We start from the raw sequence: 25,447 nt of genomic DNA on the forward strand, positions 1-25,447 counted from the left end.
CGCAGCTCAGTGCAGCTTGGCATCCACGTCGGCAATGGCCGCGTCGATCAGCTTGTTGGCATCGGCCGCGCTCATCTGCTTGGCGATCACGTCGCCCGCGGCAGCCACTGCGATTGCAACCGCCTTGTCGCGGACTTCCTTCACCGCGGCGGACTGCGCCGAGGCGATCTGGTCCTCGGCCGCGGCCATTCGGCGTTCGATCGACACTTCCAGGTCCTTCTTGGCCTGTTCCGCCGACAGCGCCGCATCCTCTCGCGCGGCCTTGACGATCGCGTCGGCCTGCGACTGGACCTCGGACTGCTTGCGCTCGAACGAAGCCAGCAGCGTCTGCGCCTCTTCGCGCAGGGCTCGGGCCTCGTCCAGTTCCGACTGGATACCCGAGGCACGCTTGTCCAGCATACCGCCGATCAGTGTCGGCACCTTGAAATAGACCAGTACGCCGATGAAGACGAGGAAGGCGATCAGGACGATGAAGTCGGTGTTGCCCAGCGAAAAGAACGCGCCACCGGCGGCCAGCGCGGGGCTGGCGGCGCCGGCGGACAGGACAAGGGCGAGGAAGTTGCGCATGTCGCTTATCCTTTCATCCGCGAATCGACCGCGGCGGTCACGGCGTCGGCATCGGCCTTGCCGCCCAGCGCGGTGACGATGTCGCCGGTCGTGTCCTTGGCCACGGCCTCGATGCTTTCCAGCGCACCGGCACGGATCTCGGCGATGGCCTTCTCCGACTCGGCGGACTTGGCGGCAATCTCGGCATCGGCCTTGGCGATGGCATCGTCCAGCCCGGCCTGTATCTCGGCGCGGGTTTCGGCGGCGATGCGCTGCGCCTCGGCGCGGGCATCGGCCAACGCCTTGTCATAGGCTTTCTCGGCCTCGGCCGCACGGGCCTTGAGATCCTCGGCGGCGGCTATGTCGTTGGTGATCGTGCCCTGGCGCTCGGCCAGGATGGCGCCGATGCGGGGCAGGGCCACGCGGGACAGCACCAGGAAGATCACGACCAGCGTGACAACGAGCCAGAAGATCTGGTTCGGGAACCATTCGAAGCACAGCTGCGGCATGCCGATGGCGCTGCCACCCGCATCGACGCAGGAGCCGACGGCTGCTGTGGTATCTGTCGCCATTTTGTCCTCCGTCGGAACGTTATCTTATCCACGGGCAGGCCGCTATGGCCGCGGCCCGCCCGTGCGTAAGGATCAGGTTCCGCGGATCAGACGGCGAACATCAGCAGCAGCGAGACGAGGAATGCGAAGATCCCCAACGCTTCCGCGAACGCGATACCGATGAACAGGGTTGCGGTCTGGCCGGCGGCGGCCGACGGGTTGCGCAGGGCGCCGGACAGGAAGTTGCCGGCCACGTTGCCCACCCCGATTGCGGCTGCGCCGGAACCGATTGCTGCCAGGCCTGCGCCGATATGTGCGAGATCGCCTTCCATGATGAGTTCTCCTTACGATTGGAAGTTTCGATGTTGGGATGATGCGGAACGGCGGGGTTCCCCGCCGTCAGTGTGAGGGATGAAGCGCGTCCTTGAGGTAGACGCAGGTCAGAATGGTGAAGACATAGGCCTGGATGAAGGACACCAGCACCTCGAGCCCGAACATGGCGGTGATCGCCAGGACCGAGACCGGCGAGATCACGGCCACCGCGGCGAAGCCCGCAAACACCTTGATCACGGCGTGGCCGGCCATGAGGTTTCCGGCAAGACGGATGGAATGGCTGACCGGGCGAACGAAATACGAGATCAGCTCGATCACGGCCAGGATCGGGCGCAGCGCCAGCGGCGCGCTCGACACCCAGAACAGGCCCAGGAACGCCGTTCCGTTCTTGACGAAGCCCAGAATCGTCACCGTCAGGAAGACCGCCAACGCCAGGACCACCGTCACCGCGAAATGCGAGGTGGTCGTGAAGGCGGTCGGGATCAGGCCCAGGAAGTTCGCGCTGACGATGAACATGAACAGCGTCATGATATAGGGGAAATACTTCAGCCCTTCCTTGCCGCAGATGTCCTCGACCATCTTGTAGATGAAGCCATAGGCCAGCTCGGCGATCGACTGGCTGCGGCCCGGCACGATAGCGCGTTTGGAGGTGCCCAGCACCAGCAGGGCAACCACCGCCAGCACCGCCAGCGCCAGCCAAAGAGTGACATTCGTCAGGGTGTACCAGGCGATCGTGTCACCGCCGAACAGCGGCTTGACGATGAACTGGTCCATCGGGTGGAAAACCAGGCCACCCTTTTCCGCGCCATCTGCCGCAGTCTCCGCTTGCCCTGCCACGTTCTAGTCCCTCTCGTCTCTCTCGGCCGCGTCATCAGCCATCTTCTTCGCCTGGACCTCCTTGGCGCTGCGCAGCATCACGTTGATGCCCGCCGCGAAGCCCAGCAATGTGAACAGCACCAGGAAGATCGGGATCGTCCCGAACAGGCTGTCCAGCCCGTACCCGATGCCGAAGCCGATCGCGATGCCGGCCGTCATCTCGATGACCATCCGCCAGGCCAACTCGCCCTGCGAATAGTGCTTGTCCGCGCGTTCGGCCGGGGCCTGCGTCTTTTTCGCCGCTGCGATCCGTGCCTCAAGCTGCGACAGGCGCTGCTTTTGGTCGTCTTCGGACACCGGTTTTCCCCGCACGTTTGCTGAGCAAGGTGCTATGCGCGCAGCGGCACGGAGTCAACGGCCCTGTTTGTCGCGGCAGAGTGCCGGTAATGATTTGATTATGCTTGATTTTCTCTGGACAGTTTCGGCCTGCGCCCGTCTGCCGCGAGCCCCTCCGGACCGCAACCGGACCATTCAGTATATTCAACCGAATGGTTGACGATGCTTTGCGCCTGTGGTTCTGCCATCTCATGTCCGACCGGCTCGATAGCGTCTTTGCGGCCCTCGCCGACCCGACGCGGCGCGCGATCCTCGCGATGCTGCTCGAGGATGACATGGCCGTGACCGACGTGGCCGAGCCGTTCGAGATGTCGCTGGCGGCGATCTCGAAACATCTGGGCATCCTCAGTCGCGCCGGGCTGATCCAGCAGGAGAAGCGCGGCCGGGTCAAGTGGTGCAAGCTCGACCCCGACGCGCTGCGCGAGGCCAGCGTCTGGATGCAGGGCTTCGGCCAGTTCGAGGCGGTGAACCTGGACGCGTTCGAGCGGTTCCTGGCCAGCGAACTGCCCGACGACCCACCGCCGCACGGGTGAAGCGGCGCTTCAGGCCGATTTGACGATCAGGAACACCCGGGCCGGTCCGTCCTCGGCGAGGATCGCATGCACGATGTCGGCGGCATAGCGTGCGGTGTCTCCGGGGCCAAGCCGTTCGCGCGCCGTGCCGGCCTCGACCGTCACCGTGCCTTCCAGCACGGTCAGCTGTTCGAGTGATCCGCGCGCATGCGGCTGGCTGCGCAGCGCGCCTCGGCGGGCAAAGGTGATGTCGTAAACCTCGTGCCCACCGGCCTCTTCGGGCGGCGACAGGATGCGGATGCGGCAGCCCTGCCCCATGTTGTCGATGCTGGGCACGTCATCGCGGCGCAACAGCTCGATCCGGTCGGTGCCGTCGCCATCTTCCAAAAGCCCGGCGAAATCGACCTGCAGCGCGCGGGTCAGGTTCCACAGGGTCGCGATGGTCGGGCTGCTCTCGCCGCGCTCGATCTGGCTGACCATCGAGCGCGAGACGCCGCTGAGATTGGCGACGGCCTCCAGCGACAGGCCCTGGGCCCGGCGGGCATCCTTGAGCCGCGCGGGCAGGCGCGTCAAGATATCGTCCGTGTCTTCCGTCATGACGGAATTCCTGCGCCCACCGGCGGCATTTGTCAATTCCCCCGTGGCCGAATGACGGCCGGGGCGGATCTTTCGGTGACGACACGTCTCAGGCGACAAACCACGCTGCAGGTGCATACTGCGCAAAACCTAAAGGAGGAGCACCATGACCGACATCGTGATTCTGGACGGCGCCCGGACCGCCATCGGAACATTCGGGGGGGCGCTGGCCTCGACCGCGCCCATCGACCTGGCCACCGTCGCGACCGAAGCCGCGCTGGCGCGGTCCGGCGTCGAGGGCGGCCAGATCGGGCATGTGGTCTTTGGCCATGTCATCAACACCGAGCCGCGCGACATGTATCTCAGCCGGGTCGCCGCGATGCAGGCCGGCATTCCCGAAGGCGTGCCGGCGATGAACGTGAACCGGCTCTGCGGATCCGGCGCGCAGGCGATCGTCTCGGCGGTCCAGGCACTGTCGATGGGCGACGCCGACTTCGCCCTGGCCGGTGGCGCCGAGAGCATGTCGCGCAGCCCCTATATCGTGCCCTCGACCCGTTGGGGCCAGAAGATGGGCGATATCAGCGCGCTCGACATGATGCTGGGGGCGCTGAACTGCCCGTTCGGCACCGGCCATATGGGCGTCACCGCCGAGAACGTGGCCGACGAACACCAGATCAGCCGCAAGGACATGGACAGCTTCGCCCTGACCAGCCAGCAGCGCACCGCGGCGGCGATCGAGGCCGGCCATTTCGACAGCCAGATCGCACCGGTGCAGGTCAAGGTCCGGCGGGACACTGTGGATTTCAAGACCGACGAACATCCCAAGGCGACCACCGCCGAGGCGCTGGCCGGTCTGCGCCCGGTGTTCAAAAAGGACGGCCGCGTGACGGCGGGCAATGCCAGCGGGATCAATGACGGCGCGGCCGCCCTGGTCCTGGCCAGTGCCGACGCCGCCGAGAAGGCCGGCCTGAAGCCGCGCGCCCGCGTGCTGGGCTATGCCCATGCCGGTGTGCGGCCCGAGGTGATGGGCATAGGGCCGGTGCCCGCGGTGCGCAACCTGCTGGAGCGCACCGGGCTGTCAGCCGGGGATTTCGACGTGATCGAGTCGAACGAGGCCTTTGCCGCCCAGGCACTGGCGGTCAACAAGGAGCTGGGGCTGGATGCCGCGCGGGTAAACCCCAATGGTGGCGCCATTGCGCTGGGCCACCCGGTCGGGGCGACCGGCGCCATCATCACCATCAAGGCGCTTTACGAGCTGGAACGGATCGGCGGGCGCAAGGCGCTGATCACCATGTGCATCGGCGGCGGCCAGGGCATCGCGATCGCCATCGAACGACTCTGACCGGCACCGCTGGGGGGCTGTCTGCCCCCCAGACCCCCCGAAGGTATTTTCAGCGAGAGGAAATGCCGATCAGCCGAGGGTCTGGACGGCCAGCACCAGCGCCCCGCCCAGGGCCGCGCCGGCCAGGCCGGGCCAGACCCAGGACCGCCAGCCGGGGCGTTCCGGCTCGGGATCGGCGGCCTGGGCAATGAGCGCGCGTTCGACCAGGCCCGGCAGGCGGGGGCCGAACCGCGCCAGCACCCGCGCCGTCTTGCCCAGATCCGAGGCCAGGGCGCGCGGGCCGATGGATTTCTTGATGTAATCCTCGACCACCGGCCGCGCGACCTGCCAGATGTTCATATGCGGGTTGAGCGACCGGGCCACGCCCTCGACCACGACCATCGTGCGTTGCAGCAGGATCAACTCGGTCCGGGTCTCCATGCCGAAACGCTCGGTCACCTCGAACAGGTAGCTGAGCAGCCGGCCCATCGAGATGTGGCTGGCATCCATGCCGAAGATCGGCTCGCCCACCGCGCGCAGGGCGCGGGCGAATTCGTCGACATCCTGGGTGGCAGGCACGTAGCCGGCCTCGAAATGCACCTCGGCCACGCGCTGATAGTCGCGGCGGATGAAGCCGAACAGGATCTCGGCATAGACCCGGCGGGTGTATTCGTCGATATGGCCCATGATGCCGAAATCATAGGCGATGATATCGCCGTTCGGCGCGACCTTGAGGTTGCCCTGGTGCATGTCGGCGTGGAAATACCCGTCGCGCAGAGCGTGCAGCAGGAACAGGCGCAGCACACGCTCGCTCAGGTCCACGCGGTCATGGCCGGCCAGGTCGAGGGCGGTGTTGTCGCCCAGCGGCACGCCATCGGCCCAGCCAAGCGTCATCACCCGCCGGGCGGAGTAGTTCCACAGGATCGGCGGCAGGGCGAATCCGGCGTCATTGCCGGTATTGGCGGCGAATTCCGAGGCCGCCGAGCTTTCCAGCCGCAGATCCAGCTCGCCGCGCACGACACCGTGGAAATGCTCGATCACCTCCATCGGACGCAGCCGCCGGGCGCCCGGAGCGAACAGGTCGACGATGCGGGCCGCGAGGTAGAAGGCGTCGATGTCCTTCTGAAAGGCACGCTCGATGCGCGGCCGCAGAACCTTGACGGCCACTGCCTGGCCGTCGCTGACCAGCCGCGCCTTGTGCACCTGGGCGATCGAGGCCGCGGCGATCGGTTCGCTGAAGGAATCGAACATATTGGAGACCGGCTGGCCCAGCGCGCGCTCGACCTCGGCCATCGCCTCGTCCCGCGGAAACGGCGGCAGCTTGTCCTGCAGCACCCGCAGCTGCGCCGCCAGTTCGTCGCCGACCACATCGGGCCGCGTCGAGAGCACCTGGCCGAACTTGATATAGGCCGGGCCGAGCGCGGTCAGCGCGCGGGTGGCCGGCGGCATGGCGGGGTCACCCTTGTAGCCCAGCCACTGGAACGGCCAGCCCAGCGCGCGGGCGACGAAGCGCAGCGCCGGCGGCGCCTCGAAGGCGTCCAGCACCACGTTCATCGCCCCGGTGCGCTCCAGCGTCGCGCCTGTGCGGATCAGGCGGATGATGTTGTGGGGTCCGCGCATCCTAGAGCTTCCAGCCCGAGTGCAGCGCGGCGATGCCCATGCTGAGGTTGCGGTACTTGGCGTTTCCGAACCCCGCGGCGCGGATCATCGACAGGAACGCCTCCTGGTCGGGGAAGTTGCGGATCGATTCCACCAGGTATTGATAGCTGTCGCGGTCGCCCGCGATCAGCTGGCCCATGCGGGGAATCACGTTGAAACTGTAGAGGTCGTATAGCTTCTGCAGCCCGTCATTCGGCAGCTGGCTGAATTCCAGCACCATCAGCCGCCCGCCGGGTTTCAGCACGCGGAAGGCCTCGGCCAGCGCGTCGGCGGGGCGGGTGACGTTCCGGATACCAAAGGAGATGGTGTAGACGTCAAAGCTGTTGGCCTCGAAGGGCAGCGCCATCGCGTCGCCCACGACCCAGTCCAGGCTGTCGGCCAGGCGCTCGGCCTCGGCGCGCTTGCGGCCCGCCTCCAGCATCGGGGCGGTCAGGTCCAGCACCGTGGCGTGGCCGTGACCGGCGCGGCGCAGGAAGCGGAACGCGATGTCGCCGGTGCCGCCGGCCACGTCCAGAAGGCGCTGGCCGGGCCGGGGCGCCAGCCAGTCCATCATCGCGTCCTTCCAGACGCGGTGGATGCCCGCGCTCATCACGTCGTTCATGATGTCGTATTTCGACGCCACCGAGTTGAACACGCCCTGAACCCGGCCGGCCTTGTCGGATTCCGGGACCGTTTCGAACCCGAAATGTGTGGTCTTGTCTTTCTGGTCGGACATACGCCTTGCCGTTCTGGAATTTCGCCCTTGTTATAGGCCGCCACGGGCCGGACACAATGCGGCCCTGCGAATCTGGGAGAGCAAAATGCCGGAATTGCCCGAGGTCGAGACAGTCCGTCGCGGATTGGCCCCGGTCATGGAAGGTGTCGAGATCGCCCGCGCCGAGGTGAACCGCCCGGATCTGCGCTGGCCCTTCCCCGAGCGGATGGCCCGGCGGCTGACCGGCCAGCGGATCGTGCAACTGCGCCGGCGGTCGAAATACATCCTGGCGGATCTGGACGGGGGCGAGACGCTGCTCATCCACCTGGGCATGTCCGGGCGGATGACGGTGTCGGGCGACCCGCTGGGCCGGTTCGTCCATGACCACCCGCCGAAGGCGCGGCACGATCATGTCGTGCTCCACATGGCCAACGGGGCCCGCGTGACCTTCAACGATGCGCGACGGTTCGGGGTGATGGACCTGATGTCGACCGAACACGCCGCCGATCACCGGCTGCTGCGCGCGCTGGGCCCCGAACCGCTGGGCAACGATTTCCACGAGGCGCATCTGGTCGCCGCCTTCCAGGGCCGGAACACGCCGGCCAAGGCGGCGCTGCTGGATCAGGGAATCGTCGCAGGGCTAGGCAATATCTATGTCTGCGAGGCGCTCTATCGCGGGAGGGTGTCGCCACGTCGCAAGGCCGGCCGGATCGCACCGGCGCGGGTCGCGGCGCTGGTGCCGATCATCCGGCAGGTGCTGGCCGATGCGATCGCGGCGGGCGGATCGAGCCTGCGGGATTTTCGCCAAGCCGATGGCGAGCTTGGATATTTCCAGCACCGCTTCGACGTCTACGGCCGCGAGGGCGCCCCGTGTCGGACCCCCGGATGCGGCGCGATCGTCAGGCGGATCGTGCAGTCCGGGCGCTCCTCCTTCTACTGCGCGCAATGCCAAAGATAGCTTGAACCGCGCGGCTTGCGTGGTAAGGACTCGGGACTGAACGGAACAACCGAAAGCACCTCGCTCATGGCTTTTGAGACGATCATCGTCGAAATCGAAGACCACGTCGCCGTCATCAAGCTGAACCGGCCCGATGCCCTGAACGCCCTGAACACCCAGCTGCTGGGCGAGTTGTGCTCGGCGCTGGAGGACGCGGATGGCAATGACAAGGTCCGCTGCATCGTCGTCACCGGGTCCGACAAGGCCTTTGCCGCCGGCGCCGACATCAAGGAGATGTCGGAAAAGGGCTTTGTCGGGGTCTTTTTCGAGAACCTCTTTGCGCGGACCAATGACCGGATCTCGGCGATCCGCAAGCCGATCATCGCCGCGGTCGGTGGCTATGCGCTGGGCGGCGGGTGCGAGCTTGCGATGATGTGCGATTTCATCATCGCCGCCGACAGCGCCAAGTTCGGGCAGCCGGAGATCAACCTCGGCGTGATCGCGGGCATGGGCGGCACCCAACGGTTGACGCGCTATGTGGGCAAGTCCAAGTCGATGGACATGAACCTGACCGGCCGGTTCATGGATGCCGACGAGGCCGAGCGCGCCGGGCTGGTCAGCCGCGTGGTGCCCGCCAAGAAGCTGATGGACGAGGCGCTGGGCGCGGCCCAGAAGATCGCCGAGAAATCACTGCTGACCACGATGGCGGCCAAGGAGGCGGTCGACCGCTCTTTCGAGACGACGCTGAGCGAGGGCATCCTGTTCGAGCGGCGCGTGTTCCATTCGATGTTCGCCACCGAGGATCAGAAGGAGGGCATGGCGGCCTTCCTGGAGAAGCGTCAGGCGCAGTTCCGCGACAAGTGAACCGGTTTGCACCGGTGGTCTCGAAGGGTCGGTTTCAGCCGGCCCTTTTTCTTTTCGAAGAATCGGCTTGGCAAAAGCCGCGAACTTGACTAAACGCGGCGCTCAGACATGCGCGTGCGGCCCGCTCTGGCCAGAGTCTCACCTGGGATCGTTCCGTCCGGACAGGGCCGCCGATTGCGCGACAACACTGAAGACCCGGACCCGAAAGGTAGACCAGCATGGCAAATACGCCCCAGGCCAAGAAACGCGCCCGTCAGAACGAAAAGCGTTTCGCAATCAACAAGGCGCGCCGCTCGCGCATCCGCACCCACCTGCGCAAGGTCGAAGAGGCCATCGCCTCGGGTGACAAGGATGCCGCCACCGCAGCCCTGCGCGCCGCCCAGCCCGAACTGATGCGTGGCGTCACCAAAGGCGTCTTTCACAAGAACACGGCATCGCGGAAGATGTCGCGCCTGTCGGCCCGCGTCAAAGCGCTGGGCTGAGACCGGGCTGGGCGGCCCGAGTCGCCACCCCGGATCACGCAAATTCGAATTCGTCAAAGGCGCCGCGCAACGTGGCGCCTTTTTGCGTGTGCTGTTGCACCGCTGCCGCGGCTTCTGCGGGGCCGGAGATTCTTTGCGCCGAAAGCCTGAGTCAATATCATAGTTTCGTTGCCGCTTTGCGACGGAAGTTGCTACCACCTATGCAGCGATTCACTCGCTTGGGGGGACAGGCTGTTTCCGGGGTATCCTGACGGGCATCGGGATTTCAAGGAAACGAATGTCGGCACCCGGCTTCCGCCGGGACTGCTGGTCTGCTTTGGGTTCGGCGCAACCGGATTCTGGCCCTGTCTGTAGATGAAGCAACGGGTAGCGTGCTTTCGGCCCGTCCGCCGCAAGAGCGGATGTGTTGACGTGCATCGTGCCCGGACGCATCGGAACCGATCGTCCGCATCCGGGTTCACCGGTGTGGTGCCTCATGGCCTATGCGCGTGAGTCCGGCCGGTCGAACCGGTCAGGATGGGCAATAAGAGCCGGTTTCAGGCTCACTATAAGGGACGCGTGAGGCGCTTGATGACACAAGAGAAATGGGGACTACTTCGCCGCAAACTGCTCAAGACGGTTGGCCAGAACAACTACAAGACCTGGATCGAACCGCTGGAGTTCGAGAACCTCGAGGACGGCGTGGCCGTGTTCTCGGTTCCAACGAATTTCATGGGCAACTATGTCAGCCGCAATTTCTCGGACCTCATCCTCTATGAGCTGAACAAGTCCGGCGAAGCCGTGCAGCGCCTGTCCTTCCGCGTCGCCGCCAACCTGCCAGAACGCCCCAGCAAGCCCACCGCTGCCAAAGCGCCCGTTTCCGCCGAGACACCGGCCGTCGCCGCCGATCCGGTCGCATCCGTCGACGCGGCCAAGTCGGGCGAGCCGTCGGACCTGTTCCAGACCGCGCCGCTGGACAAGCGTTTCACCTTTGACAGCTTCGTGGTGGGCAAGCCGAACGAATTGGCCCACGCCGCCGCGCGCCGAGTGTCCGAGGGCGGGCCGGTCACCTTCAATCCGCTGGTCCTCTATGGCGGGGTCGGCCTGGGCAAGACCCACCTTATGCACGCCATCGCCTGGGAGCTGAAGACCCGGCAGCCCGAGCTGAACGTGCTCTACCTGTCGGCCGAACAGTTCATGTACCGTTTCGTGCAGGCGCTGCGCGAGCGTCGGATGATGGATTTCAAGCACCTGTTCCGCTCGGTCGATGTGCTGATGGTCGATGACGTGCAGTTCATCGCCGGCAAGGACAGCACCCAGGAAGAGTTCTTTCACACCTTCAACGCGCTGGTGGACCAGAACAAGCAGATCATCATCTCGGCCGACCGCGCGCCGGGCGAGATCAAGGACCTGGAGGACCGGGTGAAATCCCGCCTGCAATGCGGGCTGGTCGTGGACTTGCACCCCACCGACTACGAGCTGCGGCTGGGCATCCTGCAGTCCAAGGTCCAGGCGCACCGGCAGACCTATCCCGATCTCCAGGTTGCCGACGGGGTCCTGGAATTCCTCGCCCACCGCATCTCGACCAATGTGCGGGTGCTGGAGGGCGCGCTGACCCGCCTTTTCGCCTTTGCCTCGCTGGTCGGGCGCGAGATCGACATGGGGCTGACCCAGGATTGCCTGGCCGACGTTCTGCGCGCCTCGGAACGCAAGATCACCGTCGAGGAGATCCAGCGCAAGGTCTCGGAATACTACAACATCCGGATGAGCGACATCATCGGGCCCAAGCGCCTGCGGGCCTTTGCGCGGCCGCGGCAGGTGGCGATGTATCTCTGCAAGCAGCTGACCAGCCGGTCACTGCCCGAGATCGGCCGCCGCTTCGGCGGGCGCGACCACACCACGGTCATGCACGGGGTGCGCCGCATCGAAGAGCTGAAATCGACCGACGGCCAGATCGCCGAGGATGTCGAGATGCTGCGCCGCGCGCTGGAAGCCTGACGGCAGGGCGCGGGCGCCGGTCCCGCGCCGCCGCCCCTGTGGGCCGTATTGCACGGTTGCCGATCAAGTTCGGAGCGTCGGGCCGCTGCCCCTTGACGCTTCTCCAATTCCAACCGACAAATTCCGAAAAACCTTGTGCCGCGGGTGTCAGGCGTTAATTTGCCGGTCCCGGCCCATGTCAAAGGAAACGAGGGTATGAAGATCAGCATCGAACGCGGCGCGCTGCTCAAGGCCGTGTCCCAGGCGCAGTCGGTCGTCGAACGACGCAACACGATCCCGATCCTGGCAAACGTGCTGATCGAGGCCGAGGGCGACCAGGTCCAGTTCCGGGCCACCGATCTGGATATCGAGGTGCTCGACAAGGCCCCCGCCCAGGTCGAGCGCGCCGGATCGACCACGGTGGCCGCCACCACGCTGCACGAGATCGTGCGCAAGCTGCCCGACGGGGCGCTGGTCACGCTCAATGCCGACAGCGCCGCGGGGCGCCTGACGGTCGAGGCGGGCCGGTCGAACTTCTCGCTGGCGACCCTGCCGAAAGAGGATTTTCCGGTGATGGCCTCGTCGGAATACGAGACCAATTTCACCGCCAACGCCGCCGTTCTGCGCCGGCTGTTCGACAAGTCGAAATTCGCCATCTCGACCGAAGAGACGCGCTATTACCTCAACGGCGTCTACATGCATGTGGCCGATGGCGAGAACGGCAAGGCGCTGCGCTGCGTGGCGACCGACGGGCACCGGCTGGCGCGGATCGACGCCGAGCTGCCCGAGGGCGCAGCCGACATGGCCGGGGTGATCGTGCCGCGCAAGACCGTGGGCGAGCTGCGCAAGCTGCTGGATGACGACGAAATGGACATCGCCGTCTCGGTCAGCGAGACCAAGGTGCGGTTTGCGACACCCGACATCACGCTGACATCCAAGGTGATCGATGGCACCTTCCCGGACTACACCCGTGTTATCCCGCAGGCCAACACCCGCCGGATGGAAGTCGATGCCTCGGAATTCGCCCATGCGGTCGACCGGGTCGCCACCGTCTCGTCGGAACGGTCGCGGGCGGTCAAGCTGCAGCTGGAAGAGGACCGGCTGATCCTGTCGGTCAACGCGCCCGACAGCGGCGCGGCCGAGGAAGAACTGGCCGTGGCCTATGGCGACGAGCGGCTGGAGATCGGGTTCAACGCCAAGTACCTGCTGGAGATCGCCAGCCAGGTGGACCGCGAGAACGCGGTCTTCCTGTTCAACTCGTCGGGCGACCCGACGCTGATGCGGGAAGGCAACGACCAGAGCGCCGTCTATGTCGTGATGCCGATGCGCGTATGATATCGCGCTGCCGCGCGATGCCTCCGGCGGGAGTACTTCGGGAACGATGAAGGGAGGGGTCATGGCACTGGCCCTGACCGAGTTGACCGTATCGCATTTCCGCTCGCACAGGCTGGCCCGTCTGTCGCTGGATGGCCAACCGGTGGCGATCCACGGCCCCAATGGCGCGGGCAAGACCAACATCCTGGAAGCGGTGTCGCTGTTCTCGCCGGGCCGCGGTCTGCGGCGGGCCGGCGCGGCCGAGATGGCGCGACGGCCCGAGGGGCTGGGCTGGAAGCTGTCAGGCGTGCTGGCCGCGGAGGAGCGGCGGCACGAGATCGAGATCTGGTCCGAGGGCGGCGGTGCACGGCAGGTGCGCATTGACGGGAAATCGGCCAGCCAACTGGCGCTGGGCAGCTTGGCGCGGGTGGTCTGGCTGATCCCGTCCATGGACCGGTTGTGGATCGAGGGGGCCGAAGGGCGGCGGCGCTTCCTCGACCGTATCGCTCTGAGCTTCGACCCTGACCACGCCGAGATGTCGCTGACCTATGAGAAATCCATGCGCGAGCGCAACCGGCTTCTGAAGGAGCAGATCCGCGACGATCACTGGTATGGCGCGTTGGAGGCGCGGATGGCCGAGACCGGCGCGCGCATCCATCACGGGCGGCTTGCGGCGCTGGAGCTGATCCGCGCGGCGCAGGAGGCCGCCGAGACCGCCTTTCCGGCGGCGGACCTGGAGTTGCAGCAGGGTGACGGCGACATGCCGGACAACGCGGCGGACCTGCGCGCGGCCCTGGCAGATGGCCGGACCCGCGACATGGCGGCCGGGCGGACGCTGGTCGGGCCGCACCGCACCGACCTCTTCGCGGTCTATGCCGCCAAGGGCGTGCCGGCGCGGGACTGCTCCACCGGCGAGCAGAAGGCCCTGCTGATCTCGCTCATCCTGGCCAATGCACGGGCCCTGGCGGCCCGCGTCGGCGCGCCGCCCATCGTCCTGCTGGACGAGGTTGCCGCGCACCTGGATGCCGGCCGGCGCGCGGCGCTATTCGACGAGATCTGCGCCTTGGGCGCCCAGGCCTGGATGACCGGCACCGGACCCGAGCTGTTCGACGGCCTGGACGGCCGGGCGCAGATGTTCGCGGTGGACGAGCGCGACGGCCTGTCCTCGGTACTTCCGGCCTGATTCGGGCGCCCCTGGAGCGCCGCGAATCGCCATGCCGACAGCACCTTTCCGAGGTCGAAAAACAGGGGCAATACGCGTGACATTCCCCCCGCGGAAGACTATAAAATGACAAAAATACAAAGGAAGGCATGTATGTCCGGCAACGAGCAAACCCCCGCAGAATACGGCGCGGAATCCATCAAGGTTCTTAAGGGGTTGGAGGCCGTGCGCAAGCGGCCCGGCATGTATATCGGCGACACCGATGACGGGTCCGGCCTGCACCACATGGTCTATGAGGTGGTCGACAACGGCATCGACGAGGCGCTGGCCGGTCATGCCGATCACGTGAGCGTCAAGATCCATGCCGACAGCAGCGTTTCGGTCAGCGACAACGGTCGCGGCATCCCGGTCGACATCCATGCCGGCGAAGGCGTGTCGGCGGCCGAAGTGATCATGACCCAGCTGCATGCCGGCGGGAAGTTCGACAGCAATTCCTACAAGGTGTCGGGCGGTCTGCACGGTGTCGGCGTGTCCGTGGTCAACGCGCTGAGCGACTGGCTGGAACTGCGGGTCTGGCGCAACGGCAAGGAGCATGTCGCGCGGTTCGAGGGTGGCGAGACGACCGAGCATCTCAAGGTGGTCGGTGATGCGGGCGACCGCACCGGGACCGAGGTTCGGTTCCTGGCCTCGACCAAGACCTTCAGCAACCTGGAGTATTCCTTCGAGATCCTGGAGAAGCGCCTGCGCGAGCTGGCGTTCCTGAATTCCGGCGTGCGCATCATCCTGGAGGATGAACGCCCGGCGGAGGCGCTGAGGACCGAGCTGTTCTACGAGGGCGGGGTCAAGGAATTCGTCAAGTATCTCGACCGCCACAAGACCCCGGCAATGGATGCCCCGATCTATATCCGGGGGGAGCGCGACGACATCGGCGTCGAGATCGCGATGTGGTGGAACGACAGCTATCACGAGACTGTCCTGCCCTTCACCAACAACATCCCGCAGCGCGACGGCGGCACCCATGTCGCCGGCTTCCGCGGGGCATTGACCCGGACGATCAACAGCTATGCCCAGTCCAGCGGGATCGCCAAGAAGGAGAAGGTGAGTTTTACCGGCGACGACGCGCGCGAGGGGCTGACCTGCGTGTTGTCGGTCAAGGTGCCGGATCCGAAATTCTCGTCCCAGACCAAGGACAAGCTGGTCAGTTCCGAGGTCCGCCCGGCGGTCGAGAGCATGATGAACGAAAAACTGGCGGAGTGGTTCGAGGAGAATCCCAACGAGGCGCGGTTGATCGTCGGCAAGATCATCGAGGCGGCCCTGGCCCGCGAGGCGGCGCGAAAGGCACGCGAGCTGACCCGCCGCAAGACCGCGATGGACGTGAATTTCCTGGCCGGCAAGCTCAAGGACTGTTCCGAGAAGGACGCCACCAAGACCGAGTTGTTCCTGGTCGAGGGCGACAGCGCCGGGGGCTCGGCCCAGACCGGCCGCGACCGCCGCACCCAGGCGATCCTGCCGCTCAAGGGCAAGATCCTGAACGTGGAACGCGCGCGGTTCGACCGTATGCTCGGCAGCCAGGAGATCGGCAACCTGGTGATGGCGCTGGGCACCGGGATCGGCCGCGACGAGTTCGACATCTCGAAACTGCGCTACCACAAGATCGTCATCATGACCGACGCCGATGTCGACGGCGCGCATATCCGCACGCTGCTGCTGACGTTCTTCTACCGGCAGATGCCCGAGCTGATCGAGGGGGGATATCTCTATATCGCGCAACCGCCGCTCTACAAGGTGAGCCGCGGCAAGTCCGAGGTCTATCTCAAGGACGAGTCCGAGATGGAGGAATACCTGGTGGCGCAGGGCGTCGAGGGCGCGGTCCTGCAGCTGGGCAGCGGCGAAGAGATCGTCGGCACCGACCTGATGCGCGTGGTTGGAGAGGCGCGGCAGCTCAAGCGCGTGTTGGATGCATTCCCGACGCATTACCCGCGCCATATCCTGGAACAGGCCGCCATCGCCGGCGCCTTCGTGCCGGGCGTGGTGGATGCCGACCTGCAGGGCGCGGCCGACAAGGTGGCCGCCCGGCTGGACCTGATCGCACTGGAGTACGAGCGCGGCTGGCAGGGCCGGATCACCCAGGACCACGGCATCCGGCTGGCCCGCATCCTGCGCGGCGTCGAAGAGGTGCGAACCCTGGACGGCCCGATGCTGCGTTCTGGCGAGGCGCGCAAGACCGGCAGCTTCACCAAGAGCCTGCAAGACATCTATGACACTCCGGCCACGCTGATCCGCCGCGACCGGAAACAGCTGATCCACGGGCCGCTGACCCTGCTTCGGGCGATCCTCGAGGAGGGCGAGAAGGGCCTGTCGCTGCAACGCTACAAGGGTCTGGGCGAGATGAACCCCGACCAGCTGTGGGAAACCACGCTGGATCCCGACGCCCGCACGCTGCTGCGGGTCCGCGTGGACGACATGGTCGAGGCCGACGACCTGTTCACCAAGCTGATGGGCGACGTGGTCGAGCCGCGCCGCGAGTTCATCCAGAAGAACGCGCTCAGCGTGGAAAACCTGGATTTCTGACGGCGGCATCCGAACCGGTATCGCGGGCCTGTAACGGGCCCGCATCGTCCAAGACCGACCCACGCCCGGTTGGCCGCCGTGGTTTTCCGGGAAGGAGAGAAAGTGGTGAGCCGTGCAGGATTCGAACCTGCGACCCACTGATTAAAAGTCAGTTGCTCTACCAACTGAGCTAACGGCCCACTCTCTGTTCGGACTGCCGAACCTGCGCGATGTCTAGGCCACTTTCAACCACCGGTTCAAGGGCAAAACAACCGCTGTCCGGCCCCCGGTTCAGATCGTCCCGGGGCCCCGATAGGCGGCCTAATTATGGGCAGGTCGCAAGTGGGTCAACCCCTTTTTTCCTCCAATTCGCGGGCCCGTCTGGATAAACCGCTGCGCCGGCGTTATATGCCCGGCATGAGCGATCGGACGGACAGCGAACTGCAATTCATGAAGATGCACGGGCTGGGCAACGACTTTGTCGTGGTCGATGCCCGCGCGCGGGCGGTGGAACTGTCGGAAACCGCGATCCGCGCGATATCCGATCGCCGTCGCGGTGTCGGGTTCGACCAGCTTGCGGTGATCCGAGAGGCCGCGGACGGCATTCACTTGACATTCTACAATGCCGACGGCTCGACCTCCGCAGCCTGCGGCAATGCCACTCGCTGTATAGCCCGCTACCTGATGGACGAAACCGGCAAGAGCGCGCTGAGTCTCGCCACCGATCGCGGTGTTCTGCAGGCGCGCGACGCCGGGGACGGGCTCACCTCGGTCAACATGGGTCTGCCGCAACTGGACTGGCAGGAGATTCCGCTGGCCGAAGCCGCCGACACGCTGGAACTGCCGATCGAGGGCGGGCCGGTGGCGACCGGAATGGGAAATCCGCACTGCACCTTCTTTGTCGACGATGCCGAGGCCATACCGCTGGAGGAATTCGGCGCGCGCTATGAACACCACCCGCTCTACCCCGAGCGGACCAACGTTCAGGTCGCGCAGATCACCGGACCCGACCGGATCCGGATGCGTGTCTGGGAACGTGGCGTGGGCGTCACGCTGGCCTCGGGCTCGTCCTCCTGCGCCACGGCCGTGGCGGCGGCGCGGCGCGGGCTGACCGGACGGAGCGTGCAGGTGGATCTGGACGGAGGCACCCTGTGGGTGGAGTGGCGCGAGGATGGCGTCTGGATGACCGGACCCACGGCGCACGTGTTTACCGGCGTGTTGCGGCCCGACTTTCCGGAAGGCCCGGCATGAGCGCGCCGCGTTTCACAACCCTAGGCTGCCGCCTGAACGCCTATGAGACCGAGGCGATGAAGGAGATGACCGGTCAGGCCGGGCTGCGCGATGCGGTGGTCGTCAACACCTGCGCGGTGACCGCCGAGGCGGTGCGCAAGGCCAGGCAAGAGATCCGACGCCTCCGGCGCGAAAACCCGCAGGCCCGGCTGATCGTCACCGGCTGCGCCGCCCAGACCGAACCGCAGACCTTCGCCGCAATGGAGGAGGTGGATGCAGTGATCGGGAACACCGAGAAGATGCGGCCCGAGACCTGGGCCGGACTTGCGGCGGACTTCATCGGCACGACCGAGGCCGTGCAGGTCGACGACATCATGAGCGTGACCGAGACCGCCGGACATTTGATCGACGGTTTCGGCACCCGCAGCCGCGCCTATGTGCAGGTCCAGAACGGCTGTGACCACCGCTGCACCTTCTGCATCATCCCCTACGGTCGCGGCAACTCGCGCAGCGTCCCCGCGGGCGTTGTGGTGGACCAGATCAAGCGGCTGGTGGATCGCGGCTATAACGAGGTGGTGCTGACCGGCGTGGACCTGACCAGCTGGGGCGCCGATCTGCCGGCCCAGCCGAAACTGGGCGATCTGGTGATGCGGATCCTGCGGCTGGTGCCTGATCTGCCACGCCTGCGGATCTCGTCCATCGACTCGATCGAGGTGGACGACAACCTGATGCAGGCCATCGCCACCGAGCCGCGCCTGATGCCGCATCTGCACCTGTCGCTGCAGCATGGCGACGACCTGATCCTGAAACGCATGAAACGCCGCCACCTGCGCGACGACGCCATACGTTTCGCGCAAGAGGCGCGTCGTCTGCGGCCCGAGATGACCTTCGGTGCCGACATCATTGCCGGCTTCCCAACCGAGACCGAGGCACAGTTCGAGAACTCCCTGAAGCTGGTCGAGGAGTGCGACCTCACCTGGCTGCACGTCTTCCCCTATTCCCCCCGCCCCGGCACGCCGGCCGCGCGCATGCCGCAGGTCGATGGTCGGGCGATCAAGGACCGCGCCGCACGGTTGCGCACCGCCGGCAACGTGCAGGTCGCCCGCCATCTCGCCGCCCAGACGGGACAGGTCCATCGCGTGCTGATGGAGAACCCGCATATGGGCCGCACCGAGCAGTTCACCGAAGTCGACTTCGCGAACCCCCAGAGCGAAGGGCAGATCGTGACCGCCGAAATCCGAGGCCACGCGGACGGCCGACTGCGCGCCGTCCCGCGCGGACAAGGCACCTGACTTTCACCTGGCCGAAAAGACCTCGTGAAGGTGTGCGGGCGGCTTGAAAGTGCACCGTCGGAGCATCTTATCCACGATCGAGTGGGGCCCGGCCCCAAACCCCGTCCCGATCGGGGCAATGCTTGTGTGCCGCAGCGCGGCCCTAAGGGAATCGGGTCCTTCACCCCCACGGCGTCGGACCAGTCTCCACGATCTGCCCAAAGACGTTCTCCCGGTGCCACCTCAGATTTTCCGGATGCGGTGTATTCTGCGGATCCTTCGGCAGGCAGAGTTCGCCGCCGGGCCGTATCAGACGGTCAACGACATCCCCCGGCACTTTGTTGCGGGACACAAGGATTGTCCTGCAATCATCCGCGACTGAGATCAGGCCTCTGTCGAACATCCAGTGCAGCGTGCCCGATAGGGCGAGTCCATTGCGCACGGAATCGCTGCCCTGCTGCTCCACCGGACGGATATGTGCCGCCTGCACTTCTGGCCTCCCGCCGCCATTGCGCAGCATCAATCCGGACATGGCGCAGCGGTAGCTATAGGCCTCGCGCACCTTGCGGCGGAACGCAACATCTCGATAAGGCCGGCGCATGAGCCGTTCGACCACGGGACGATGGAAAACATCCGCGGCTTCAGCGAATTCCGCAGGCCGCGGATCGTAGCGCGCGGCCTCGATCCGCTCGAGATCCTGTGGCAGGCCCAGATTGATGATGCGGGCGAAATCCGCCTCGGGCAGCCGGCGCACGGCAAGCTGCACGGCGCCGCCCCTCTTGGGCGTACCATCCGGCTCTGAGAGAGACGTTTCCAGCGGCCTGCCATGAATGAGCCTCGGCACCTCGCGATCAAAGGGCAAGAAGCTTCCCGGCTCTATCATCGCGAGGAACCGACCTTCCACGCCCGGCTTGGGGATGACCCTTTCGATTTTTGCAACCGCGAAATATCCGCGCGGACCGGCCTTGACGGGTTCGTAGTAGACAACCCAATCTCCGACAGCGGCTTCGACGGCCTTCAGATAGGTACGCGGAAAATCATAGACGACATCCGGCTCGTCCTCATAAATCGAGTCTGCCTTGTGCAGGAGGACCAGTTTCACCATACGCCCAGGAAAACGAAAAATCCTGGCAAGGCAAGGGGTTTACCGGTGTTTCGTTCAGACCGGATTTGCTGGCGCGATCGGGACCTGATCCGTCCCAGCCGGCCTGCGGCTCCCCGTGCGGCAGCCCGCGCCGACCAGCGTGCGCTGCCGGGACCTCAAATGAAAACCCCGCGGCCGGTTGGCGCGGGGGTTTCCTTGTCAGACGGTCGGGACCTTCAGTCCTTCTTGCCCTTCACCGGCGCCCAGAGGCGCTTGTTCGTGAGGTAGAGCAGCACCGACAGCACGGTCAGGAAGAACACCCCCACAAAGCCGGCCTGCTTGCGGGCCATCATCTTCGGCTCGGCGGTCCACATCAGGAAGGCCGCCACGTCCTCGGACAGGTTGTTCAGGTCGTTGGCGCTACCGTCGGCATATTCCACCAGTTCATCCGACAGGGGCGGCGCCATCGAGATCCAACCGCCCGGGAAGGCAGTGTTTTCATAGAGGATCACCCCCGCCTCTTCTTTTTCCTCGCCGGTATAGCCGGCGAGCAGCGAGGCGATGTATTCCGCGCCGCCGATGCCCTTGATCAGCTGGTTGATGCCCAGCCCGTAAGGCCCGTGGAACCCGGCACGCGCCTTGGCCATGAGGCTCAGGTCCGGAGCGCCTACGGAGGTCACCTGCGGAAAGTGGTCGGTGGGGGTCGCCGGGCGGAAATCGTCCAGTTCTTCGTCGAAGACCTCGAAATTTTCGGCCGCATAGGCGCGCACCTGTTCCTCGGGAATTCCCGGGCCGCTTTCGGCCGAGAGAGTACGCAGCGGCACGTAGCGCAGGCCGTGGCAAACGGCGCAGACCTCGGTATATACCTGCAGGCCGCGCTGCAGCTGGTTCTGGTCGTATTTCCCGAACGGCCCCTCGAAAGAGAAGGCGAAGTCCTCGACATACGGTTCGCCGTCAGGGGCCGCGAAGGATGCGGCCGGGGCAAGGGCCAGGGCGAAGGCGGCACCGAGTGCAAGTTTCTTGAGCATGTTTCCGGTCCCTTGTCTTACTCGGCGGGGGAGGCTTCGGCCGAACCGGCGCCATCCGCTTTCTTGCCGTAGTGGGCGTTGAAGTCTTCTTCGATCGTCTCGGGCTGCGGCAGCGGTTTCTCGATCACGCCGAGGATCGGCAGGATGACCAGGAAATAGCCGAACCAGTAGGCCGAGGCGATCAGCGCGAAGGAAGCATAGGGCTCTTCCGCGGGCATCGCGCCCAGCCACATCAGCGCCATGAAATCGACGATCAGCAGGTAGAACCACCAGCGGAACATCGGGCGATACTTGCCCGAGCGCACCGAGGAGGTGTCCAGCCACGGGGCCAGGGCCATCACGATGATGGCACCGAACATCGCCAGCACGCCGAAGAACTTGGCATCGATGATGCCGCCGGTGATGAAACTGGCGATCTGCACCACCCAGACTTCGGAGGTGAAGGCGCGCAGGATCGCGTAGAACGGCAGGAAATACCACTCCGGCACGATATGCGCAGGCGTCACCAGGGCATCGGCCTCGATGTAGTTGTCGGGGTGGCCCAGGTAGTTCGGCATGAAGCCGACCACGGCCCAGAAGACGACCAGGACCACCGCCAGGGCGAACAGGTCCTTGATCACGAAATAGGGCCAGAACGGGAGCGTGTCCTTCTCGGCCTCGGCCTTGGATCCGCGCCGCACCTCGACCCCGGTGGGGTTGTTGTTGCCGGTGGTGTGGAAGGCCCAGATATGCACCACGACCAGAGCCGCGATCACGAAGGGCAACAGGTAGTGCAGCGAGAAAAAGCGGTTCAGCGTGGCGTTGTCCACCGCCGGTCCGCCCAGAAGCCAGGTCTGTATGCCCTCGCCGATGAACGGGATCGCGCCGAACAGGCCGGTGATCACGGTGGCGCCCCAGAACGACATCTGCCCCCAGGGCAGCACGTAGCCCATGAAAGCGGTGCCCATCATGCTCAGGTAGATGAGCATGCCGATGATCCATGTGATCTCGCGCGGGGCCTTGTACGAGCCGTAGAACAGGCCGCGGAAGATGTGGATGTAGACGGCGACGAAGAACAGCGATGCACCGTTGGCATGCAGATAGCGCAGCATGTGCCCGCCATTTACGTTGCGCATGATGTGTTCGACGCTGGCAAAGGCCAGGTCCACATGCGGCGTGTAGTGCATCACCAGGACGATGCCGGTGACGATCTGCAACACCAGGCAGAAGGCCAGGACGATCCCCCAGATCCACCACCAGTTCAGGTTCTTCGGCGTGGGGATCATGATCGTGTCATAGAGCAGGCCGACGATAGGCAGGCGGCTGTGCAGCCACTTTTCACCACCCGTCTTCGGCTCGTAGTGATCGTGCGGAATTCCGGACATGGACGCGCTTCCTTATCCCAGCTTGATGGTGGTTTCGTCGATGAATTCCGCGAGCGGAATCAGCAGGTTCTCGGGCGCAGGGCCTTTGCGGATGCGGCCCGACGTGTCGTAGTGCGAGCCGTGGCAGGGGCAGAACCAGCCGTGGAACTCACCCGCGCCATCGCCCAGCGGAACACAGCCCAGATGGGTGCAGACCCCCACCATCACCAGCCACTCGCCGGCCTCGTCCATGCTGCGGTTCTCGTCCGAGGCCGAAACCTCGCCGCCGAAATTGACGTTGCGGGCGACGGGATCGGGCAGGTCCGAAAGGTCGACCGCCCGGGCCTCGTCGATCTCCTCCTGGGTGCGGCGGCGGATGAACACCGGCTTGCCCAGGAACTTCACGCTGATCTGCGTGCCGACTTCGACATCGGCCACGTCCACGCGGATCGAGGACAGTGCCTGAACATCCGCCGACGGGTTCATCTGATCGACCAGCGGCCAGACGGCCGCCCCGGTGGTTACGACACCTGCGCCAGCCGTGGCGTAGTAGAGGAAATCTCTGCGGGTGCCTTCGTGGTCTTCTGCGTGGGACACGAGGTTTTCTCCGATTCCAGCGCCCGGAACGGGCAGATAAGCGTGCGCACCGCGAAACGTGGTGCCTCAACGCGGGTATCTAGCCGGGAGATGGCCATTCGTCCAGCGGTCAAAGGCGCGCAGGACGTCGCACGGACCCAGTTTTTCGATATCGGGCGCCCGTCGCGGGAAATCAAGGTCTTGGGCCTTCACTCCGGCGGCGGGCGCGTCGCGATCATAGCGGCGCGCGATTCGAACTCCCGGTGCCACGCGTCCAGACCGGGCGCGGCTGATCTCCAGTCGCGCGCCGCGTGCCGGAAATCGACATAGGACAGCGCGCAGGCCACGGCGATCTGGCCGATATCCAGCCGCCCCGACAGGTGACTCAGCCAGCGTGATTCAAGCGCGGCGCAGGCCCGGCCAATCTTGTCCCATTGTGCTTCGGTCCAGCTGTCCCAGCGCTTGTCCTCGGGGCGCAGCCGGCCCTCGTAGGTCATCAGCAACGCGGCGTCCAGCACCCCGTCGGCCAGCGCCTCGAGCGTCAGCGAGTCCCAGCGCCCGTCGCCGGACCCATAGAGCCCGCCGCCGGCCCGGGCGTCGAGATAGGCACAGATCACCCGGCTGTCGAACAGGGTCGGCCCGTCGTCACGCTCCAGCGCGGGCACTTTCGTCAGGGGATTCTTGCCCAGCAGCGCCTCGGCCGGTGCCAGCGGCGTGCCGGACGCGGTCACAAGCTCGACCTCGCCCAGCTGGCCGGTCTCGTGCAGCACGATCATGACTTTCCGCACATAGGGCGAGGTCGGGCTGAAATAGAGGCGCATGACGATCTCCCCAGGCGGTTCTTTCACGCCAGCCTAGGATCGGCGCGTGACGCTGTCTATGCCTCGCGCATCAGTTGCGCCAGCGCCTGCAACTCGTGACCGATCCCGTCCTTGGCCACCGCCTCCGCGGCCCGCAGACGCTCGGCCTCGGCCTTGTTCTGGTTCAGCTTCCAGGTGCCGTCGACCGCCTCGATCCGCAAACGGCAGGGCACGATCACGCGCATCATCCGGTCCAGGGCATCCGGGGTCATCTTGGCCGTCGTCCAGGGCGGCTTCGGCTGCAGACGCTCCTCGAACCGCGCGGACTGGCGGTCGAGCAGCGCCGGGAGCTCGTCCACAGGCCGCAACTCCAGCAGCCCGGTCAGGTGCACAGCGACATAGTTCCATGTCGGCACCTGGTCCTCGGCCCCGTACCAGTCGGGCGAGACATAGCTGTCCGGCCCGGAGACCGCGATCCGAGCCGGCCGCGGCCGGGCCAGCACGCGAATGATCGGGTTGGACCGCACCAGGTGCAGATCGGCGTGCCCGCCCGCCTCCGACAGGACAAAGGGCACGTGGCTCAGCAGCGGTGCGGCATCGTCCGCGACCGCCAGCATCCCGAAGGCGCGGTCGCGGGCAAAAGCCAGGTTTCGGTCGCGGCCGGCGGTGCGAAAGACCGGATTGGGGTGCATGGCTGCTCCTGTCGGTTGCGAAATCCCTTGCAGAACCGATGCGGGCTTGGCAAGGCTGTCATCGTTCTCAGGGCGGGGCGGAATTCCCCACCGGCGGTATGCGGATCCCGATCCGCGAGCCCGCGAGCGGCCCCGGCCAATGGCCCGGGGTGACAGCAGATCCGGTGCGAGGCCGGAGCCGACGGTCATAGTCCGGATGGAAGAGAACGCACAACCCCGTGCCCGCTGGCTCGGGCTTGTTCGTGATCGCCTTGGGTGACGTGTCCGTTACGAAAGGAGTTCACGATGACACACACCCGCTTTGCCTTCATCAAGGCCAACTGGAATTCCGACATCGTCGACCGCGCGCTGGACGGGTTCCTGCAGAGGATCCCGGCCGAACAGGTCGATGTCTTCGACGTGCCCGGCGCGTTCGAGATGCCCTTGCTGGCGCGCGATCTCGGCCGGACCGGCCGCTATGCCGCCATCGCCTGCGCGGCCTTCGTGGTCGACGGCGGCATCTACCGCCACGACTTCGTGGCGCAGGCCGTGGTCGACGGCCTGATGCGCGCCGGGATGGACTGCGGCGTGCCGGTGCTCTCGGTCTCGCTGACCCCGCACCAGTATCAGGAGACCGCCCATCACACCGGCATCTTCCAGGCCCATTTCGTCGAGAAGGGTCAAGAGGCCGCCGCCGCCGCGCTGCGGATCGCGGCGCTGCGCTCCGGCCTGACCGAAGCCGCCTGACCGGCTTCATCTTTTGAAGAATACTTCG

The 25,447-nt window shown here is 65.7% G+C and carries 26 protein-coding genes, 1 tRNA gene and 1 riboswitch; of the genes, 12 read left to right on the plus strand and 15 right to left on the minus strand.

The features are described from left to right. Positions 1-6: 6 nt before the first annotated feature. The 5 genes from BMX57_RS16975 to BMX57_RS16995 all read right to left on the minus strand — a co-directional run bounded on the left by BMX57_RS16975 (position 7) and on the right by BMX57_RS16995 (position 2,603). Entirely contained in the window at positions 7-567 is a 561-nt protein-coding gene (locus tag BMX57_RS16975; RefSeq protein ID WP_092369972.1) for a F0F1 ATP synthase subunit B, read from the minus strand. Between the two features lie 5 nt (positions 568-572). Continuing rightward, a complete protein-coding gene (locus BMX57_RS16980; protein ID WP_092369975.1) occupies positions 573-1,118 on the minus strand; it encodes a F0F1 ATP synthase subunit B' in 546 nt (181 codons plus the stop codon). A gap of 86 nt (positions 1,119-1,204) precedes the next feature. Beyond that, positions 1,205-1,429: a F0F1 ATP synthase subunit C gene (locus BMX57_RS16985; RefSeq protein WP_089276753.1), complete on the minus strand. Its 225-nt coding sequence runs from the start codon at positions 1,427-1,429 to the stop codon at positions 1,205-1,207. Positions 1,430-1,496: 67 nt separating this feature from the next. Beyond that, on the minus strand, positions 1,497-2,204 hold the full coding sequence (locus BMX57_RS16990; RefSeq protein ID WP_092369978.1) for a F0F1 ATP synthase subunit A: 708 nt from the start codon (positions 2,202-2,204) through the stop codon (positions 1,497-1,499). Positions 2,205-2,270: 66 nt separating this feature from the next. Continuing rightward, positions 2,271-2,603 (minus strand): AtpZ/AtpI family protein, encoded by a 333-nt coding sequence (locus BMX57_RS16995; protein WP_092369981.1) that lies wholly within the window; start codon positions 2,601-2,603, stop codon positions 2,271-2,273. A gap of 230 nt (positions 2,604-2,833) precedes the next feature. Here BMX57_RS16995 and BMX57_RS17000 point away from each other — a divergent pair, with 230 nt between their 5' ends. Then, on the plus strand, positions 2,834-3,175 hold the full coding sequence (locus BMX57_RS17000) for an ArsR/SmtB family transcription factor (protein WP_092370253.1): 342 nt from the start codon (positions 2,834-2,836) through the stop codon (positions 3,173-3,175). A 9-nt stretch (positions 3,176-3,184) separates the two neighbouring features. On the opposite strand, the gene BMX57_RS17005 is transcribed toward BMX57_RS17000, so the two are convergent. Then, a complete protein-coding gene (locus BMX57_RS17005; RefSeq protein WP_092369984.1) occupies positions 3,185-3,751 on the minus strand; it encodes a helix-turn-helix domain-containing protein in 567 nt (188 codons plus the stop codon). A 145-nt stretch (positions 3,752-3,896) separates the two neighbouring features. Here BMX57_RS17005 and BMX57_RS17010 point away from each other — a divergent pair, with 145 nt between their 5' ends. Further along, positions 3,897-5,072, plus strand: coding sequence for an acetyl-CoA C-acyltransferase family protein (locus BMX57_RS17010; RefSeq protein WP_092369987.1), 1,176 nt, complete (start codon positions 3,897-3,899; stop codon positions 5,070-5,072). 69 nt (positions 5,073-5,141) lie between these two features. Here BMX57_RS17010 and ubiB read toward each other — a convergent pair whose 3' ends face one another. Then, a complete protein-coding gene (gene ubiB / locus BMX57_RS17015) occupies positions 5,142-6,671 on the minus strand; it encodes a 2-polyprenylphenol 6-hydroxylase (protein ID WP_092369990.1) in 1,530 nt (509 codons plus the stop codon). Position 6,672: 1 nt separating this feature from the next. Continuing rightward, entirely contained in the window at positions 6,673-7,425 is a 753-nt protein-coding gene (gene ubiE, locus BMX57_RS17020) for a bifunctional demethylmenaquinone methyltransferase/2-methoxy-6-polyprenyl-1,4-benzoquinol methylase UbiE (RefSeq protein ID WP_092369993.1), read from the minus strand. 85 nt (positions 7,426-7,510) lie between these two features. On the opposite strand from ubiE, the gene mutM reads away from it, so the two are divergent. The 7 genes from mutM (at position 7,511) to gyrB (ending at position 16,690) form a co-directional block, all read left to right on the plus strand. Beyond that, positions 7,511-8,362: a bifunctional DNA-formamidopyrimidine glycosylase/DNA-(apurinic or apyrimidinic site) lyase gene (gene mutM / locus BMX57_RS17025; RefSeq protein ID WP_092369996.1), complete on the plus strand. Its 852-nt coding sequence runs from the start codon at positions 7,511-7,513 to the stop codon at positions 8,360-8,362. 66 nt (positions 8,363-8,428) lie between these two features. After that, positions 8,429-9,205, plus strand: a complete 777-nt coding sequence (locus BMX57_RS17030) for an enoyl-CoA hydratase (protein ID WP_092369998.1) — start codon at positions 8,429-8,431, stop codon at positions 9,203-9,205. 218 nt (positions 9,206-9,423) lie between these two features. Continuing rightward, entirely contained in the window at positions 9,424-9,687 is a 264-nt protein-coding gene (gene rpsT / locus BMX57_RS17035) for a 30S ribosomal protein S20 (RefSeq protein WP_092370000.1), read from the plus strand. A gap of 570 nt (positions 9,688-10,257) precedes the next feature. Then, a complete protein-coding gene (gene dnaA / locus BMX57_RS17040; RefSeq protein WP_218142435.1) occupies positions 10,258-11,664 on the plus strand; it encodes a chromosomal replication initiator protein DnaA in 1,407 nt (468 codons plus the stop codon). Between the two features lie 195 nt (positions 11,665-11,859). Further along, positions 11,860-12,978, plus strand: a complete 1,119-nt coding sequence (gene dnaN, locus BMX57_RS17045; protein ID WP_092370006.1) for a DNA polymerase III subunit beta — start codon at positions 11,860-11,862, stop codon at positions 12,976-12,978. A 61-nt stretch (positions 12,979-13,039) separates the two neighbouring features. Beyond that, positions 13,040-14,140: a DNA replication/repair protein RecF gene (recF, locus tag BMX57_RS17050; RefSeq protein WP_092370009.1), complete on the plus strand. Its 1,101-nt coding sequence runs from the start codon at positions 13,040-13,042 to the stop codon at positions 14,138-14,140. A 132-nt stretch (positions 14,141-14,272) separates the two neighbouring features. Further along, entirely contained in the window at positions 14,273-16,690 is a 2,418-nt protein-coding gene (gyrB, locus tag BMX57_RS17055) for a DNA topoisomerase (ATP-hydrolyzing) subunit B (protein ID WP_092370012.1), read from the plus strand. Positions 16,691-16,793: 103 nt separating this feature from the next. Here the strand turns inward: gyrB and BMX57_RS17060 are convergent. Then, a tRNA-Lys gene (locus BMX57_RS17060) sits at positions 16,794-16,869 on the minus strand. A gap of 208 nt (positions 16,870-17,077) precedes the next feature. Here BMX57_RS17060 and dapF point away from each other — a divergent pair. Together dapF and mtaB are read left to right on the plus strand one after the other, a co-directional pair. Then, entirely contained in the window at positions 17,078-17,920 is an 843-nt protein-coding gene (gene dapF, locus BMX57_RS17065; RefSeq protein WP_092370015.1) for a diaminopimelate epimerase, read from the plus strand. Next, complete coding sequence (mtaB, locus tag BMX57_RS17070; protein ID WP_092370018.1) at positions 17,917-19,191, plus strand: tRNA (N(6)-L-threonylcarbamoyladenosine(37)-C(2))-methylthiotransferase MtaB; 1,275 nt, start codon at positions 17,917-17,919, stop codon at positions 19,189-19,191. Before dapF ends, mtaB begins: the two co-directional genes overlap by 4 nt. Positions 19,192-19,351: 160 nt before the next feature. Here mtaB and BMX57_RS17075 read toward each other — a convergent pair whose 3' ends face one another. The 6 genes from BMX57_RS17075 to BMX57_RS17100 all read right to left on the minus strand — a co-directional run bounded on the left by BMX57_RS17075 (position 19,352) and on the right by BMX57_RS17100 (position 24,693). Further along, positions 19,352-20,275: an HNH endonuclease gene (locus BMX57_RS17075; protein WP_092370021.1), complete on the minus strand. Its 924-nt coding sequence runs from the start codon at positions 20,273-20,275 to the stop codon at positions 19,352-19,354. A gap of 215 nt (positions 20,276-20,490) precedes the next feature. Then, positions 20,491-21,282, minus strand: a complete 792-nt coding sequence (locus tag BMX57_RS17080) for a cytochrome c1 (RefSeq protein WP_092370024.1) — start codon at positions 21,280-21,282, stop codon at positions 20,491-20,493. Positions 21,283-21,299: 17 nt separating this feature from the next. Continuing rightward, complete coding sequence (gene petB, locus BMX57_RS17085) at positions 21,300-22,646, minus strand: cytochrome b (RefSeq protein ID WP_092370027.1); 1,347 nt, start codon at positions 22,644-22,646, stop codon at positions 21,300-21,302. Between the two features lie 12 nt (positions 22,647-22,658). Then, positions 22,659-23,222 carry a ubiquinol-cytochrome c reductase iron-sulfur subunit gene (gene petA, locus BMX57_RS17090; RefSeq protein WP_092370030.1) on the minus strand — a complete coding sequence of 188 codons (564 nt, stop codon included), beginning with the start codon at positions 23,220-23,222 and terminating at the stop codon, positions 22,659-22,661. Between the two features lie 188 nt (positions 23,223-23,410). Then, positions 23,411-24,022, minus strand: a complete 612-nt coding sequence (locus tag BMX57_RS17095) for a glutathione S-transferase (RefSeq protein ID WP_092370033.1) — start codon at positions 24,020-24,022, stop codon at positions 23,411-23,413. Between the two features lie 56 nt (positions 24,023-24,078). Beyond that, on the minus strand, positions 24,079-24,693 hold the full coding sequence (locus BMX57_RS17100) for an FMN-binding negative transcriptional regulator (protein WP_092370036.1): 615 nt from the start codon (positions 24,691-24,693) through the stop codon (positions 24,079-24,081). 59 nt (positions 24,694-24,752) lie between these two features. Then, positions 24,753-24,905, plus strand: a riboswitch (FMN riboswitch). 73 nt (positions 24,906-24,978) lie between these two features. Here BMX57_RS17100 and BMX57_RS17105 point away from each other — a divergent pair. Further along, positions 24,979-25,419 (plus strand): 6,7-dimethyl-8-ribityllumazine synthase, encoded by a 441-nt coding sequence (locus BMX57_RS17105; protein WP_092370039.1) that lies wholly within the window; start codon positions 24,979-24,981, stop codon positions 25,417-25,419. Positions 25,420-25,447 lie beyond the last annotated feature (28 nt).

The sequence above is a fragment of the Cribrihabitans marinus genome (assembly GCF_900109035.1).
Classification (GTDB): Bacteria; Pseudomonadota; Alphaproteobacteria; order Rhodobacterales; family Rhodobacteraceae; genus Cribrihabitans; species Cribrihabitans marinus.

Excerpts from the sequence above, each read along its gene's own strand:
- BMX57_RS17010 (WP_092369987.1), top strand. The coding sequence starts at position 3,897 with ATGACCGACATCGTGATTCTGGACGGCGCCCGGACCGCCATCGGAACA.
- gyrB (WP_092370012.1), top strand. The coding sequence starts at position 14,273 with ATGTCCGGCAACGAGCAAACCCCCGCAGAATACGGCGCGGAATCCATC.
- BMX57_RS17080 (WP_092370024.1), bottom strand. The coding sequence starts at position 21,282 with ATGCTCAAGAAACTTGCACTCGGTGCCGCCTTCGCCCTGGCCCTTGCC.
- ubiE (WP_092369993.1), bottom strand. The coding sequence starts at position 7,425 with ATGTCCGACCAGAAAGACAAGACCACACATTTCGGGTTCGAAACGGTC.
- BMX57_RS17105 (WP_092370039.1), top strand. The coding sequence starts at position 24,979 with ATGACACACACCCGCTTTGCCTTCATCAAGGCCAACTGGAATTCCGAC.
- BMX57_RS17000 (WP_092370253.1), top strand. The coding sequence starts at position 2,834 with ATGTCCGACCGGCTCGATAGCGTCTTTGCGGCCCTCGCCGACCCGACG.
- dnaN (WP_092370006.1), top strand. The coding sequence starts at position 11,860 with ATGAAGATCAGCATCGAACGCGGCGCGCTGCTCAAGGCCGTGTCCCAG.
- dapF (WP_092370015.1), top strand. The coding sequence starts at position 17,078 with ATGCCCGGCATGAGCGATCGGACGGACAGCGAACTGCAATTCATGAAG.
- BMX57_RS16980 (WP_092369975.1), bottom strand. The coding sequence starts at position 1,118 with ATGGCGACAGATACCACAGCAGCCGTCGGCTCCTGCGTCGATGCGGGT.
- BMX57_RS16990 (WP_092369978.1), bottom strand. The coding sequence starts at position 2,204 with ATGGACCAGTTCATCGTCAAGCCGCTGTTCGGCGGTGACACGATCGCC.
- BMX57_RS17095 (WP_092370033.1), bottom strand. The coding sequence starts at position 24,022 with ATGCGCCTCTATTTCAGCCCGACCTCGCCCTATGTGCGGAAAGTCATG.
- recF (WP_092370009.1), top strand. The coding sequence starts at position 13,040 with ATGGCACTGGCCCTGACCGAGTTGACCGTATCGCATTTCCGCTCGCAC.
- BMX57_RS17075 (WP_092370021.1), bottom strand. The coding sequence starts at position 20,275 with ATGGTGAAACTGGTCCTCCTGCACAAGGCAGACTCGATTTATGAGGAC.
- petB (WP_092370027.1), bottom strand. The coding sequence starts at position 22,646 with ATGTCCGGAATTCCGCACGATCACTACGAGCCGAAGACGGGTGGTGAA.
- ubiB (WP_092369990.1), bottom strand. The coding sequence starts at position 6,671 with ATGCGCGGACCCCACAACATCATCCGCCTGATCCGCACAGGCGCGACG.
- mutM (WP_092369996.1), top strand. The coding sequence starts at position 7,511 with ATGCCGGAATTGCCCGAGGTCGAGACAGTCCGTCGCGGATTGGCCCCG.
- BMX57_RS17100 (WP_092370036.1), bottom strand. The coding sequence starts at position 24,693 with ATGCACCCCAATCCGGTCTTTCGCACCGCCGGCCGCGACCGAAACCTG.
- BMX57_RS16975 (WP_092369972.1), bottom strand. The coding sequence starts at position 567 with ATGCGCAACTTCCTCGCCCTTGTCCTGTCCGCCGGCGCCGCCAGCCCC.
- dnaA (WP_218142435.1), top strand. The coding sequence starts at position 10,258 with ATGACACAAGAGAAATGGGGACTACTTCGCCGCAAACTGCTCAAGACG.
- BMX57_RS16985 (WP_089276753.1), bottom strand. The coding sequence starts at position 1,429 with ATGGAAGGCGATCTCGCACATATCGGCGCAGGCCTGGCAGCAATCGGT.
- mtaB (WP_092370018.1), top strand. The coding sequence starts at position 17,917 with ATGAGCGCGCCGCGTTTCACAACCCTAGGCTGCCGCCTGAACGCCTAT.
- BMX57_RS17005 (WP_092369984.1), bottom strand. The coding sequence starts at position 3,751 with ATGACGGAAGACACGGACGATATCTTGACGCGCCTGCCCGCGCGGCTC.
- BMX57_RS17030 (WP_092369998.1), top strand. The coding sequence starts at position 8,429 with ATGGCTTTTGAGACGATCATCGTCGAAATCGAAGACCACGTCGCCGTC.
- rpsT (WP_092370000.1), top strand. The coding sequence starts at position 9,424 with ATGGCAAATACGCCCCAGGCCAAGAAACGCGCCCGTCAGAACGAAAAG.